This window comes from Microbacterium sp. SGAir0570 (assembly GCF_005491085.2).
GTDB lineage: Bacteria > Actinomycetota > Actinomycetes > Actinomycetales > Microbacteriaceae > Microbacterium > Microbacterium arborescens.
In genome coordinates, this window is sequence record NZ_CP027929.1 from 149,693 (window position 1) to 163,567 (window position 13,875).

General features: G+C 71.5%; 12 protein-coding genes. 2 read left to right on the forward strand and 10 right to left on the reverse strand.

The window, feature by feature from the left end:
* Positions 1-23: 23 nt before the first annotated feature.
* The gene (gene sufU / locus C1N74_RS00745) at positions 24-482 is read right to left on the reverse strand and encodes a Fe-S cluster assembly sulfur transfer protein SufU (RefSeq protein ID WP_023953189.1); all 459 of its coding nucleotides are present in this window, start codon (positions 480-482) and stop codon (positions 24-26) included.
* Positions 479-1,807, reverse strand: a complete 1,329-nt coding sequence (locus C1N74_RS00750) for a SufS family cysteine desulfurase (RefSeq protein WP_137749759.1) — start codon at positions 1,805-1,807, stop codon at positions 479-481. The genes sufU and C1N74_RS00750 overlap by 4 nt, the downstream gene beginning before the upstream one ends.
* Before the next feature lie 183 nt (positions 1,808-1,990).
* Here C1N74_RS00750 and C1N74_RS00755 point away from each other — a divergent pair, with 183 nt between their 5' ends.
* Positions 1,991-2,938, forward strand: coding sequence for a hypothetical protein (locus C1N74_RS00755; RefSeq protein ID WP_137749760.1), 948 nt, complete (start codon positions 1,991-1,993; stop codon positions 2,936-2,938).
* A gap of 110 nt (positions 2,939-3,048) precedes the next feature.
* On the opposite strand, the gene C1N74_RS00760 is transcribed toward C1N74_RS00755, so the two are convergent.
* From C1N74_RS00760 to C1N74_RS00785, 6 genes are all read right to left on the reverse strand, one after another.
* The gene (locus C1N74_RS00760; protein ID WP_137749761.1) at positions 3,049-5,112 is read right to left on the reverse strand and encodes an APC family permease; all 2,064 of its coding nucleotides are present in this window, start codon (positions 5,110-5,112) and stop codon (positions 3,049-3,051) included.
* A gap of 81 nt (positions 5,113-5,193) precedes the next feature.
* Positions 5,194-5,961, reverse strand: a complete 768-nt coding sequence (locus C1N74_RS00765) for a hypothetical protein (RefSeq protein ID WP_137749762.1) — start codon at positions 5,959-5,961, stop codon at positions 5,194-5,196.
* A 165-nt stretch (positions 5,962-6,126) separates the two neighbouring features.
* Entirely contained in the window at positions 6,127-7,101 is a 975-nt protein-coding gene (locus tag C1N74_RS00770; RefSeq protein ID WP_137749763.1) for a hypothetical protein, read from the reverse strand.
* The gene (locus tag C1N74_RS00775) at positions 7,098-8,312 is read right to left on the reverse strand and encodes an amidohydrolase (RefSeq protein WP_023953179.1); all 1,215 of its coding nucleotides are present in this window, start codon (positions 8,310-8,312) and stop codon (positions 7,098-7,100) included. Before C1N74_RS00775 ends, C1N74_RS00770 begins: the two co-directional genes overlap by 4 nt.
* A 198-nt stretch (positions 8,313-8,510) precedes the next feature.
* Positions 8,511-9,515, reverse strand: coding sequence for a LacI family DNA-binding transcriptional regulator (locus tag C1N74_RS00780; RefSeq protein ID WP_137749764.1), 1,005 nt, complete (start codon positions 9,513-9,515; stop codon positions 8,511-8,513).
* Between the two features lie 15 nt (positions 9,516-9,530).
* Positions 9,531-11,246 (reverse strand): glycoside hydrolase family 13 protein, encoded by a 1,716-nt coding sequence (locus C1N74_RS00785; RefSeq protein WP_137749765.1) that lies wholly within the window; start codon positions 11,244-11,246, stop codon positions 9,531-9,533.
* A 78-nt stretch (positions 11,247-11,324) separates the two neighbouring features.
* Between C1N74_RS00785 and C1N74_RS00790 the strand changes: the two genes are divergently transcribed.
* Positions 11,325-11,843 carry an adenine phosphoribosyltransferase gene (locus tag C1N74_RS00790; protein ID WP_023953175.1) on the forward strand — a complete coding sequence of 173 codons (519 nt, stop codon included), beginning with the start codon at positions 11,325-11,327 and terminating at the stop codon, positions 11,841-11,843.
* Positions 11,844-11,874: 31 nt separating this feature from the next.
* Here C1N74_RS00790 and hpxO read toward each other — a convergent pair whose 3' ends face one another.
* Both hpxO and C1N74_RS00800 read right to left on the reverse strand, forming a co-directional pair.
* Positions 11,875-13,053, reverse strand: a complete 1,179-nt coding sequence (hpxO, locus tag C1N74_RS00795; protein WP_088379676.1) for an FAD-dependent urate hydroxylase HpxO — start codon at positions 13,051-13,053, stop codon at positions 11,875-11,877.
* Positions 13,050-13,868: an ABC transporter ATP-binding protein gene (locus tag C1N74_RS00800; RefSeq protein WP_137749766.1), complete on the reverse strand. Its 819-nt coding sequence runs from the start codon at positions 13,866-13,868 to the stop codon at positions 13,050-13,052. The genes hpxO and C1N74_RS00800 overlap by 4 nt, the downstream gene beginning before the upstream one ends.
* Between the last annotated feature and the right edge of the window lie 7 nt (positions 13,869-13,875).

The window sequence follows — 13,875 nt, forward strand, 5'->3', positions numbered from 1 at the left end:
CGGCCTGCCCGGACGGCCGGGGCTCAGGCCCGCCCGAGACCGTCTTCGAGGGCGACCCAGGCGAGCATCGCGCACTTGACGCGCGCCGAGAACTTCGAGACGCCCGACAGGGCCGCGGCGTCGCCGAAGGTCTCCTCGTCGAGGGGGATGCTGCCTCGCGAGCGCAGCGCCTCACGGAACCGCTCGATGAGGGCGGCCGCGTCGGCGCGCGTCATCCCGTCGCCCTCGACCTCTTCCTCGACCAGCGAGGCGAGCATCGACGCCGAGGCCTGCGAGATCGAGCATCCGGTGCCCTCCCACGAGACCTCGGTGATGCGGTCGCCGTCGACGGCGACGCGCAGCGTGATCTCGTCGCCGCAGACGGGGTTCTTCTGGTGCGAGTCGGCGTGGGCGGCGTCGCCGACGTCGTGCAGCGGGTTGCCGACCGGGTGCTTGGAGTGGTCGAGGATGAGCTCCTGGTACAGCGAGTCGAGCCCGGTCATGCGTGTGCCCCTTCGGCCTGGTCGGTGACGCCGAAGAAGCCGCGGATGCCGCGCACCGCGTCGAGGAACAGGTCGACGTCGTCCTCTGTGTTGTACAGCGCCGTCGAGGCGCGGACGGATGCCGTCATCCCGAACTGCCGGTGCAGCGGAGCTGCGCAGTGGTGTCCGACGCGCACCGCGATGCCCTGCGCGTCGAGGAACTGCCCCGCGTCGTGGGCGTGCACCCCGGCGACGTCGAACGACCACAGGCCGACGCGATCGGCTCCCGGTGCGTCGCCGAGCAGGCGGACGCCGGGGATCTCGCGGAGGCCCGCGCCCATGCGCTCGGCGAGGGCGACCTCGTGCGCGTGGATGTTCGCCGGCCCGACATCCTGCAGGTAGCGGACAGCCGCGGCGAGACCGATCGCCGGTCCGACGGCCTGCGTTCCGGCCTCGAACCTCTGGGGAGCCGGCAGGTACTCGGCGTGGTCGAGCGTCACGGTCGTGATCATCGACCCGCCGGTGAGGAACGGCGGCAGCGCGTCGAGCACGTCGGCGCGGCCGTAGAGTCCGCCGATCGCGTAGGGGCCGAGCATCTTGTGGCCGCTGAAGACGGCGAGGTCGACGTCCAGCGCGGGGAGGTCGAGCGGCAGGTGCGGAGCCGACTGGCACGCGTCGAGCACGGTCGTCGCCCCGACCGCCTGCGCGAGGGCCACGATCTCGGCGACCGGGTTGACGATGCCGAGCACGTTCGAGACGTGGGTGAAGGCGACGATCCGGGTGCGTTCGCCGATGATGGATGCCGCGGCATCCAGGTCGAGCGTGCCGTCTGTACGCGCCGGGATGTGGCGGAGCACGGCGCCGGTGCGGGCGGCGAGCTCCTGCCAGGGGATGAGGTTGGCGTGGTGCTCGATCGCCGTCGTGACGATCTCGTCGCCGGGTGCCAGCGCGTACGGTGCGGATGCGGGCGCGCCGCGGCCGAGCGTGGCGTTGCCGATCGCGTAGGCGACGAGGTTGAGGCCGGCCGTCGCGCCGCTGGTCCAGACGAGCTGCTCGGGCTTGGCGCCGACGAACCGGGCCACGGCGGCACGGGCGTCCTCGAAGAGATCGGTCGCCTCTGCGGCGAGCGTGTGCGCGCCGCGGTGAACGGCGGAGTTGGCGTGCGTGAGGAAGTCGCGTTCGGCGTCGAGGACCGCGGTGGGCTTCTGGCTCGTCGCGGCGGAGTCGAGGTACACGAGCCGGTGCCCGTTGACCTGCTCCGAGAGGATCGGGAAGTCGGCGCGCAACGACACCGCGTCGAGCGGGCTGACGCGCGGCGACGCGGCGGGAACGGCGGAAGAACTCACCCGTCTAGGCTACGCCCGCCCACCGACCCGAGCTCGGGCGCGGGTGGCCGGCTGGCGGCGAGAACGTACCGCCGCCACCAGAACGCACCGTGCGGGGTACGCGCTCGCCGCGCCGGTGCGCACTCGAGCCGGGGCATCGGCAGGGCCGGGGCGCCGGACGGGGAGCGCTGGCACGATGGGGGCATGAGCGACACGACTCCCGACCCGAGCGGACTGCACGATGCGGCGCGCGACCGCACCCGGCGAGACCAGCTGGCCGGGTGCGCCGACGCCGCGCGCCGCCTCGTCGAGCAACGCGAGAGCGAGCTCACCGAGATGCAGCAGAAGCTGCGGGTCGAGACAGCGGACGTCCGTCGGCTCGAGCGCTTCTCGCCCGTGCAGGTGTGGGGCCTCCTCCGCGGTGACATCGACGACAAGCTCGCCGTTGAACGCGCGGAGCAGCAGGCGGCCGAGCACGCCGTCGACGGCGCGACCGAGCGACTCGCGCACGCCCGGGCCGACCTCGCCCGCATCGAGGGTGAGATCGCCGCGCTGGGAGACGTGGACGGCGCCTACTCCGCTGCTCTCGGACGGCGTGAGGAAGAGCTGCGCGTGGCCGGCCGGGAGGCCGCGGCCGAGCTCACCCGACTCGACGCCGAGGCCGGCGAGCTCAGCGCCGAGTCGCATGAGATCACCGAGGCGCAGGTCGCTCTCGGCCAGGCGCAGGAGGCGCTCGCCGTCGCCCAGCGCGACCTCGATGCCGCGGGAGGCTGGTCGACCTACGACACGTTCTTCGGCGGCGGCATGATCGCCGACTGGATGAAGCACGACCGGATCGGACGCTCCGCGCGTGCTTTCGCGGCCGTCAACCGCGCCCTCGAGACGCTCGCCACCGAGCTCGCCGACATCGACGCGCCGCCGGTCGCGGGTGTGCAGATCTCGGAGTCGCTCGCCGTCTTCGACGTGCTGTTCGACAACGTGATCTCCGACTTCATGGTGCGTCAGCGCATCGCCGACGCGCAGGCCGCGGCATCCGACCTCGATCTGCGCCTGCGCGGGCTGAACGACTATCTCGCCCAGCGAGCGGATGCCGTATCCGCCCGCACCGCCGATCTCCTCTCCCGCCGCGAGCGCCTCCTCCTCGCCCCCTGACTCCCTGATCCGCCGCGCGAGCGCGTACCGCTGCCGCGAGAAGGCACCGTGAAAGGTGCGCCCTCGCCGAGAGGGCGCGCTCTCGCGCGCGCCGGGCGCCGGGCGCGGGCTCAGCGCTCGTCGGGGGACTCGGTGTGGGCCACCAGGCCGTAGGTCGCGGAGGCGCGGCCGGCGCGGTCGTCGCCGGGCATCGGACGCGAGCGGCGGCCGTAGACGATCTCCGACGAGTCGAGCAGCCAGGGAACGAGGGTGATCTGCACGCCGTGCACCATCATGAGCTGCTGGGCGATGCGCCGGGCGCGTCGGTTGTGCAGGAAGGTCTCCCACCAGTGCCCGACGATGTACTGCGGCAGGTAGACCGTGACGACGGATGAGCCGTGCTTCTCGCGGTACTTGTGGATGAAGGCGGCGAGCGGGGCCGCGTACTGACGGTAGGGCGACTCGATGATCACCAGCGGCACCGGCATCCCGTGCACTTCCCAGTCGGTCTGGATCTCCTGCGCCGATTCCTTCGACACCGCCACGTGCACGGCGATCGTCTTGTCGTGCTTGGCCGAGAGGGCGTAGTCGACGGCCTTCGCGACCGGCTTCTGCAGGCGGTTCACCAGGACGAGGGCGACGTCGCCGGTCGAGCCGTAATGCACGTCGTCGTCCATCGCGATCTCGTGCTCGACGTCGCGGTAGTAGCGGCTGACGCCGACCATGAGGAACGCCAGGATCGGGATCGCGATGAACACCAGCCAGGCGCCGTGGGTGAACTTCGTCACGGTGACGATGACGAGCACCGCGACGGTGAAGGTCGCGCCGATGCCGTTGATGACCAGTCCCCGGCGGGCCTCCGCGCGGTCGGCCGACGCCGACGGATGCAGCAGCCGCAGCTCGCGTCGCCAGTGCTTGACCATGCCGACCTGGCCCAGCGAGAACGACACGAACACGCCGATGATGTACAGCTGGATGAGCGTCGTGAGGTCGGCCTGGAACACCACGAGCACGAGGATCGCGGCGAGCCCCAGGATGATCATGCCGTTGGAGAAGACGAGCCGGTCGCCGCGGGTGTTCAGCGACTTCGGCGCGTAGCCGTCGCGGGCGAGCACGGCGCCCAGCAGCGGGAATCCGTTGAACGCCGTGTTCGCGGCGAGCAGCAGCACGCACGCCGTCGCCGCCTGGATGATGAAGAACGGGATCGACCCCATGCCGAAGGTGGCAGCCGCGATCTGGGCCATGAGGCTCGGCTGCGGCTGGTTGACGCAGTCGAAGCCGACGAGGGCGCAGGGGTCCTCCGCGTAGTGGACGCCGGCGATGAGGCCGAGCGCCGTCAGGCCCGAGAACAGCAGGATGGCGATCGTGCCCATCATGACGAGGGTCTTCTGCGCGTTCGCGATCTTCGGCGCGCGGAAGGCCGGCACTCCGTTCGAGACCGCCTCGACACCGGTCAGAGCCGAGCAGCCGCTCGAGAACGCCCGCAGGATCAGGAGGATGAGCGCGACCTGGCTGAGGCTCTCGGCCTCCATCGCGAACTGCGCGCTCGAGGCGACGGGGGCGTCGCCGAGCAGCGTGCGGATGAGTCCGGTCGCCACCATGACGCCGACCGAGCCGATGAAGATGTACGTCGGCACGGCGAACGCCGACGACGCTTCGCGTACGCCGCGCAGGTTGACGATGATGATGAGGACGACGAACCCGACGGCCAACTCGACTCGCCAGGGGGCGAGACCGGGCAACGCCGAGATGATGTTGTCGACACCGGATGCCACCGACACCGCGACCGTCAGGATGTAGTCGACCAGCAGCGCGGCCGCAACGACGACTCCGGCCTTCTCGCCGAGGTTCGTGCGCGCGACCTCGTAGTCGCCGCCGCCCGACGGGTACGCCTTGATGAGCTGGCGGTAGCTCAGCACGACGACGATGAGCAGGGCCACGACCGCGAGCGCGACCCACGGGCTGAATGCGAGCATCGCCGTGCCGCCGATCGCCAGGATCATCAGCAGTTCCTGGGGCGCGTAGGCGACCGACGACAGGGCGTCGGAGGCGAAGATCGGAAGCGCCCGGCGCTTGGGCAGGAGCTGGTCGTCGAGCTTCTCGGAATCGAGCGGGTCGCCGATGAGGATGCGCTTCGCGATAGCCGTGGTTTCCTCGCCCGGTTCGCGACTGTCAGTGGTCACGGCGGGCGACATTACGCCTGGCGCGGCATCCTGCGCAATCTCGCCGCGCCGAGCGTCACCAGAGCGTTGTCGAACCGTGTTTCCGCGTTCGGTTCAGAGCCCGCTGTAGGGGCGGTACAGGATGTCGGTGACGCCGACGCCTTCGGTCGCGTCCGCGAACACGCTGTACGAAAGATCTCGCACCGCGCCGTCGGGTGAGAGGAAATCAGTTCGGTCGATGTCGAAGACGAAGCGCAGCTCGCCGTCGCCAGGCATCGACCATTCGTCGTCGGGACCGTTCGAGCGCACGGCATCCGCGGCCGAGCCGATGCTGAGCCCGAACTCAGGCGTTATGGGCACTGCCTGAACCTCGTTCGCGCGGATGCTGACCCACGTCGGGATGCCGTACTCATCTCGCGGCTTGTTGCCGTCGACGAAGATCATGTCGTACAGGGTGAAGCCGGCCCAGTCGTAGATCGTGTAGTCGGGGAAGTGGGTGCCGTCTCCGGTCTGGACGCCGAGCTCGGGCTCGGCACCGAAGGCTTCGGTCAGTGCGGCGACGGCGGGCCCGACCTCATCGCGCCAGCGGAACTCGAGGAGAGTCGATGCGTCGTCGGCGAGGATCGTGAAGCCGGTCGCCGCCATGACGATCTCGGCCGCGACGGGAGCCGCATCCGTGGGCGTGGGCGTGGGCGTGGGCGTGGGCGTGGGCGTGGGTGTCGGCGCCGGTGCGGCGCTGGTCGGGAACGGAGAGGACGGTGCCGCCGCGGGCTCGTCGTCACGCTGCGTGAGCAGGAAAACCGCGACCGCCGCCAGGACCAGCAGCACCGCCGCCACGATCGAGAGCACGATGAGGGGCCGCCGCGGTGTCGCTGTGGTCATACCGCCATCCTGGCAGCGGAGTCACCGCCGGCGGCATCGCGAAGCGGTGCACGGATGCAACGAATCGGTCACGGCGCGCCGGGAACGGATGCCGCGCCGCGGCGCGTCGGTGACGATCCGTTGGATCGCGGCACGGGCCCGCCCCGCGGCCGACCCGCGGCAGACTCAGCGGCCGGCGCGGAAGGTGTAGGTGACGGTGACCTTGCTGCCCTCGACCGTGACGGCTGCCCCGAAGCGGCGCTGCCCGTCCTGGTAGAAGGTGTTGCGATCCGAGCCGAACACGAACGATCCGCCCTGACCGGAGTCGGGACCGAGCGCCGCGACCTCGTCGGCCGACATGTCGAGCCCGACGCCGAAGTCGTCGGTCACCGGCACGTCGATGTCCGAGTCGTAGGAGATGAACGTCGGTGCCGGGACCTCGGATCGCGGACGGTTGCTCTCGTTGAGGTAGACGTCGTAGAGCCGGAAGCCCTCCCACGCGTAGATCCGATACGCGTAGTTCTCCGCGTCGCCGTTCTGGAAGTCCTCCGTCGGCGCCGCGCCGAAGAGCTCGGTGAGCGCCGCCACGGCCGGGGCCGCGTCATCCGCCCACGCGTGCGTGAAGACCGTCGAACCGCTCGCGTCGCTGATGGTGAATCCGTCGGCGGTCACCGCGACGCCGGAGGTCGCTGCTGGGGCGCTCGGGCTCTCCGACGGCTGCGGGGTCGCCGACGGCTGCGGGATCGACTGCGTCGCCGGAGCCGTGGGCACCGGGTCGGCCGCGGGCTCCTGACGCTGGGACTGCTGCGTCAGGTAGATCGCGAACACCACGACGACTGCGACGACCAGCAGTCCGGCGATGCTGGAGAGGATGACGAGCAGACGACGATCGCCGCCGCCGCCGCCGCCGCCGTTGCTCGGCTCGGCCGGACGCGGCGCGAGGGGCTCGTCGGGCCAGCCCGCCATGACGGAGGGCGTCCCCGCCCCCTTCTCGCGCTTGGGACCGGGCTCGCGCGATGCGCGGGGCTTCTTCGCGCGGGGCTCCCGGGGCTCGCGGGGCTCGCGGGGCTCCCGGGGTGCTTTCTCGCGCTTCGCGCGCTCGGGCTTGGCCGGCGGCTCGTAGGGCTCGAAATCGGCGAACGGGTCGTTGGGGTCGCTCATGCGAGGAACTCCTTGGCTGCCACGACGAGGTTCTCGACCCCGCGCTCGATCGTCGGGTGCATGACCGGCGCGAAGAACGGGGAGTGGTTGGTGGGGATGTCGCGCTCGACGGTGCCCGCCGCGACGGCATCCGCGAACTTCTGCGGGTCGACGCCGCCCCAGAACCAGAACACGAGCGGAACGCCGGCCTCGCGCGCGAACCACGAGACGTCCTCGCTTCCGGTGAACATGCCGGGGTCGACGACGCTGCCCTCGCCGAACGCGCGCTCGAAGGCGGCGGTCAGGCGTGCGGTCGCCGTGTGGTCGTTGATCGTGGGCGGCAGGGTGTGATCGGTCGTGATGGTCGGCTCGGTCTCGGCGCCGGATGCCGCGGCCTCGGCGCGCACGATGCGTTCGACCTTCGCCAGGACGCGCTCGCGGGCCTCGTCGTCGGGGTATCGCAGACTGAGCTCGAGCTTGGCCTCGGCGGGGATGATGTTGTTCTTCAGGCCGGCGTGGATCGAGCCGACCGTCACGACAGCCACGTCGCGGGGGTCGACCTCACGCGACACGATCGTCTGCAGCCGCATGACGGTCGCCGCCGCCATCACGACCGGGTCGATCGTGGAATGCGGGCGCGAGCCGTGTCCGCCGCGGCCGTGCAGCACGACGGTCAGGCCGTCGGACGCCGCCATCTGCGTGCCGGGTCGCACACCGATGACACCCGCGGGCAGCGGGGTGACGTGCTGGCCCAGCACGATGTCGGGCTTCGGGAAGCGGTCGAGCACGCCGTCGGCGATCATCGCCTGCGAGCCGGCGCCGTACTCCTCGGCGGGCTGGAAGACGGCGACGACGGTTCCCGACCACTCGTCGCGCGTCCCGACGAGCTGCTCGAGGGCGCCGAGCAGTGCCGTGACGTGCATGTCATGGCCGCACGCGTGCATGACGGGCACGTCGTTGCCGGCAGGGTCGACGCCGCGCGCCGTGGAGGCGTAATCGAGGCCAGTCTGCTCGGGAACGGGCAGGCCGTCCATGTCGGCGCGGAGCCACACGACGGGACCGTCTCCGTTGCGGATCGCGGTCACGACACCGGTGCGGCCGACGCCCTCCTCGTACGGGAGACCGAGCTCGCTGAGCCGAGCCGCGATGACAGCGGCCGTCCGCGTCTCCTGGAACGACAGTTCCGGGTGCCGGTGCAGGTCGGTGTAGAGGGCGTCGAGGTCCAAGGCCATGCTTCGAGCCTACGGGAGGCCGCCTGCGCGCCGCCTAGGGGCCGTTGCAGAGCCCGGGGCGATACAGCTGTCGGATGCGCGGTGCTGGTGTCGTGTGCACGCGGCGTCCGGACCCCACCGGCCCCGCGGGTCCGACGAATGTATCGGCGCCGGCGCGGCCCCGGCGTGGGCGCGGCCCCGGCCGCCTCGGGCCCCGACTCAGGCGGGTGGGGCCGTGCTCGACCGCTCCACGAGGGCGAAGTCGAGGTCGGCCGGGGGCTCGGACGCCGCCCCGCGCAGGGCGGCGATCATCGCCGAGGCCACGCGCTCGCCCTGCCGCCCCGGGAACTGGTCGACCGTCGTGAGCCCGAAGAACCCGCCGAGGTCGTGGCCGTCGACCCCGATGACCGACACGTCCTCCGGCACGCGCAGCCCGAGCTCCCGCGCCGCGAGCATCGCGCCGATCGCCATCTCGTCCGAGGCTGCGAAGATCGCCGTCGGTCGTGCCTCCGCGTCGCGGAGCAGCCGCGTCGCAGCGTCGTGCCCGCCGGCCATCGTGAAGTCCGCGGCGGCGAAGCGATCGGTCCGCGGTGCGAGACCGGCCTCGGCCAAGGCCGCCTCGAAGCCGCGGCGACGCTGCGACGGGATGTGGAAGTCGCCCTCGAACTGCGGATGCAGACCGATATGGGCGATGTCGCGGTGCCCGAGGCCGAGCAGGTGCTCGGTCGCGGTCCGGGCCACCTCGATCTCGTCGACGGTGAGCGATCGCAGGCCGGCCAGCTGCCCGCCCATCGCGATGACCGGCAGGCCGAGGTCGCCCAGCTGCGCGATCTCGTCGTGTGCGAGCGCCATCGACACGACGATCACCCCGTCGACCCGCTGACGCCGGAGCGACGTCGCGAACACCCGGCGGCGCTCGTCGGCCTCGGCGGTGAGGGCGTACAGCGCGACGTCGTAGCCGTCGCGCTGGAGTGTCGCGGCGATGCCCGTCAGCACGCGCGAGAAGAACCAGCGGTCCAGGATCGGAACGAGCACACCGATGTTGCGCGTGCGTCCGGACGCGAGGCTCGAGGCCGCCGACGAGACGACGTAGCCGAGGTCGGATGCCGCACGCAGCACGCGCTCGCGCGTCGCGGGCGACACCGGACCACGGCCGCTGAGGGTGCGGGAGACGGTCGCCGTCGAGACCTCGGCGCGTCGCGCGACGTCGTCGATGCCGACCATCCCCCGCTCCTCTCGTCAGCTCGCGCGGATCCAGACCGCCGCGTCGACGGGCAGCTCGGAGCCGCCTCCAGCGCGCTCAGCGGGGCCGGCGACGCTTGAGACCAGGATCTCACCGGCGGGCAGTGCGACCGCATCCGTCCCGGTGTTGGCGACGACGAGCACGTCACCGTTGCGGAACGCCACGACGTCGTCGCCGAGCTGCAGATCGACCCACTCGAGCGATCCGGTTCCCAGGTCGTGCCGGCGGCGCGCCGCCAGGAGCTCGCGGTAGAGCGTCAGAGTTGAGGCGGGGTCGCCGTCCTGCGCCGAACGAGCGAGGCCGTGCCACTCCTCGGGCTGCGGCAGCCACGAGGCGCCGGTGGGGCTGAACCCGTAGCCGGGGGCGTCGGCCTCCCACGGGATCGGGACGCGGCATCCGTCGCGGCCGTAGCGCTCGCCGTCGGTGCGGAACCAGGTCGGGTCCTGACGAGCGTCGTCGGGCAGGTGCACGACCTCGGGAAGCCCGAGCTCCTCGCCCTGATACAGGTACGCCGAGCCGGGGAGGGCCAGCATGAGCGTCGTCGCGGCGCGGGCGCGGGCGAGGCCCACGACAGGGTCCGGCTGGCCGGGGGAGTCGGGTCCGAGGCCGTGGCCCTGGGGGTTCTCGGCCGTCAGCGCCAGGCGCGAGGCGTGGCGGACGACGTCGTGGTTCGACAGCACCCAGGTGGCCGGCGCGCCGACGGCGGGGAAGGCGCGCAGCGACTCGGAGATCACCTCGGTGAGGTGGTCGGCATCCCACTCGGTCTGCAGGTACGGGAAGTTGAACGCCTGGTGCATCTCGTCCTGGCGCACCCACAGAGCGGTCTCGTCGACCGTGGGCAGCCACGCCTCGGCGCAGAGGGCCCGGTCGCCCTCGTACTCGGCGAGGATGCGGTTCCATCGGCGGTAGATGTCGTGGACGCCCTCCTGGCCCCAGTAGGGGACATCGAGGCTGTCGCCGCCCATCGATCCGGCGTCTTCGGCGGGCACGAAGTCGGGCAGACCGTCGGACTTGACCAGTCCGTGGGCCACGTCGACGCGGAAACCGTCGACCCCGCGGTCGAGCCAGAAGCGGAGGATGCGCTCGAACTCGTCGCCCACCTCGGGGTTGGACCAATCGAAGTCGGGCTGGGTCGAGTCGAAGAGGTGCAGGTACCACTGGCCCGGCGTGCCGTCGGGTTTCGTCGTGCGGGTCCAGGCGGGGCCGCCGAAGACCGATTCCCAGTTGTTGGGAGCCTCGTCGCCGTTCTCGCCCTTGCCGTCGCGGAAGATGTAGCGCGCGCGCTCGGGGCTGCCGGGTTCGGCGGCGAGAGCCTGCTGGAACCACGCGTGCTGGTCGGACGAGTGGTTGGGGACGAGGTCGACGATGACCCGGATGCCGCTGTCGTGCGCCTCCGCGAGCATGGTGTCGAAGTCGGCGAGCGTGCCGAAGAGCGGGTCGACGTCGCAGTAGTCGGAGACGTCGTACCCGGCATCCTTCTGCGGCGACCGGAAGAAGGGACTGAGCCAGACGGCGTCGACGCCGAGGTCGGCGAGGTCGCCCAGGCGCGAGGTGATGCCGGCGAGGTCGCCGATGCCGTCACCCGACGCGTCGGCGAACGAGCGGGGGTAGATCTGATAGATGACGGCGGTGCGCCACCACTCGGCGCCGGGCCGGGAGATCCCGATCGGGGCGAGGGTCGATGCCGCCGTGTCCACGGAGGAGGAGGTCATGGCGCTCACTCTAGTGCAAGCGCTTGCAGTCGTGTCGTCACCGTCGGAGGCCTCTCGAAACAGGCCTAGGGTGGTTCGGTGACTTCCGACCCCCTCGAGCACGCCGAGTCGCTCATCGCGCTCATCCCGGACTTCCCCGAACCGGGCATCCTCTTCCGCGACATCTCGCCGCTGCTCGCCGACGCGACCGCGTTGCGCACCGTCATCGACGCGATCATCACGCCCTTCGCCCGCGAGTTCGACGTCGTCGCCGGCGTCGAGGCACGCGGATTCCTCATCGCCGGTGCGGTGGCCGCCGCGAGCGGCGTCGGCATGGTGCCGATCCGCAAGGCGGGCAAGCTGCCGCGCCCGGCGGCATCCGTCTCGTACGACCTCGAGTACGGTCAGGCGACGATCGAGATGGCGGACGACCTGCCCCGCGGCACCCGCGTGCTGCTCGTCGACGACGTGCTGGCCACGGGGGGAACCCTGCGTGCCGCCCAGCGCCTGCTCGAAGGCCTCGGCCACCGGACCGTCGGGACCGCCGTGCTGATGGAGCTCACCGAGCTCGGCGGGCAGGACGTCTGCGGTCCGGTGCACACGATCTTCCGCGTCTGACCTCGCTCGCGCCCTCGCGGGCGGGGCGCCGTCAGAGCACGCCGGCCCCCAGGTTGATCGGGCTGCCCGCGATGTTGCCCACGATGCCGCGGATGATGCCGGCCCCGTCGGTGCCGCGCAGGCCCCGATACCAATTCGCGGTGACCTCCGGGTCGGCGCCGTGCGTCTCGGCCGCGCGGGCGCGGGCCCGCAGCACGAGGTCACCGGCCCGCTCGACGCGCGACGCGGCATAGCGCCGCAGCGTGTCTTCGACCGACACGGTGTCGGTCGCGACCGCGATGCCGAGGGCGAAGGCGTCCTCCAGCGCCGAGCATGCGCCCTGTCCGATGTCGGGCGTCGTGTTGTGCGCCGCGTCTCCGAGGATCGCGACGCGTCCGCGGGTCCAGGTGTCGAAGGGGTCGATGTCCCAGATCTCGACGCGGTTCAGCGAGCCCTCGCGTTCGATCGCCTCGATCAGCGCCCGCGTGCCGGGGGCCCAGTGCGCGAACGCCTCGTGCAGCTCGGCGAGGGCGTCGCCGTCCTCGCCGGAGGGGCGCGGGATGTCGAACCAGTAGTAGAAACGTCCGCCGGCGATCGGCATGACGGCCGCCCGCTTGCCCTCGGCGACGTAGGTGGTCCACTGGTCGTCGGGCCCGATGCGTCCGTCGAACGCGACGAGTCCGTTGTAGTTCGTGTACCCGGCGTACGTCCGCTCGATCGGCGGCTCGTCGGCGCCGGTGACGTAGTCGCGCGTGAACGACCGGGCGCCGTCGGCGCCGATGAGCATGTCGGCGGTATCGGTGGTGCCGTCGGCGAACGTCGCGGTGACGGTCGTGCCGTCGTCGTCGATGCCGACGAGCTGCATGCCGAGCCGGATCCGGTCGGTGCCGAACCGCTCCATCAGCAGGTTCTGCAGGTCTGCGCGTGCGACGGGGTACGCGCGCTGCCCGGTCTGCTGTTCGACCGGCGCGAGCGAGAACCGGCACAGCTCCTCGCCCGTGATGCCGTCGCGGTAGGCCATGTGGTCGAGCGCACCGCCGAGCGCCGCGACCTCCGGCCCCACTCCCAGCCAGTTGAGCACCTTCACGCCGTTCGACCAGAGCGACAGCGCCGCGCCGACCGGCCGGTTCTCGCGCATCCGGTCGTAGACGACGACGTCGTGGCCGAGCCGCTGCAGGGCGATGCCGGCGCTCGTACCGCCGACGCCGGCGCCGATCACGATGACCTTCATGCCGCCGCCACCGGCTCGTGCACGAGGTCGGAGATGATGCGCTTGTACTCGGTGAACGCCGGCGAGAGGATGTCGCGCTGCGGGGGCAGGTCGATCTCGACGATGCGACTGATGTGCCCCGGCACCCCGTGCGACGCGCCACCGGTCATCACGACGACCCGGTCGGCGAGGAAGACGGCCTCCTCGATCGAGTGGGTGATGAAGACGACGGTCGTGCGCGTCTCGAGGTGGATGCGCTTGAGCTCGGCCTGCAGGTCGGAACGCGTCAGCGCGTCGAGGGCGCCGAACGGCTCATCCATGAGCAGCACGCGGGGCTCGTTGGCCAGCACGCGTGCGATCGCGACGCGCTGCTGCATCCCGCCCGACAACTGCCCCGGGTACTTGGCCGCGAACCGGGTCAGCCCGACGGCTGCGAGGAAGCGGTCGACCAGCTCGTTCACCCGCGCACGGGGGAGGCGCCGGCGCCGGGGGCCGTACGCGATGTTCTCGCGCACGGTGAGCCACGGGAACAGCCCGTAGTCCTGGAAGACCACTCCGCGATCCGGCCCGGGACGCGTGACCGGGGCGCCGCCGACCGAGACCGAGCCGCTGCTTGCTTCCTCGAAGCCGGCGAGGATGCGCAGCACCGTGCTCTTGCCGCATCCGGAGGCCCCGACGATCGCGACGAACTCGCCCGAGGCGATGCTCAGGTCGACGCCGGCGACGGCCTGGGTGCCCGCCCATTCGGGACCGTAGCGCTTGCCCAGATCCACGATCTCGACGGAGGCCGAGGTGTCGGCGGCGAGATCCGCCGCGGGGGAGATGATGTCGGTCATCGTCGCT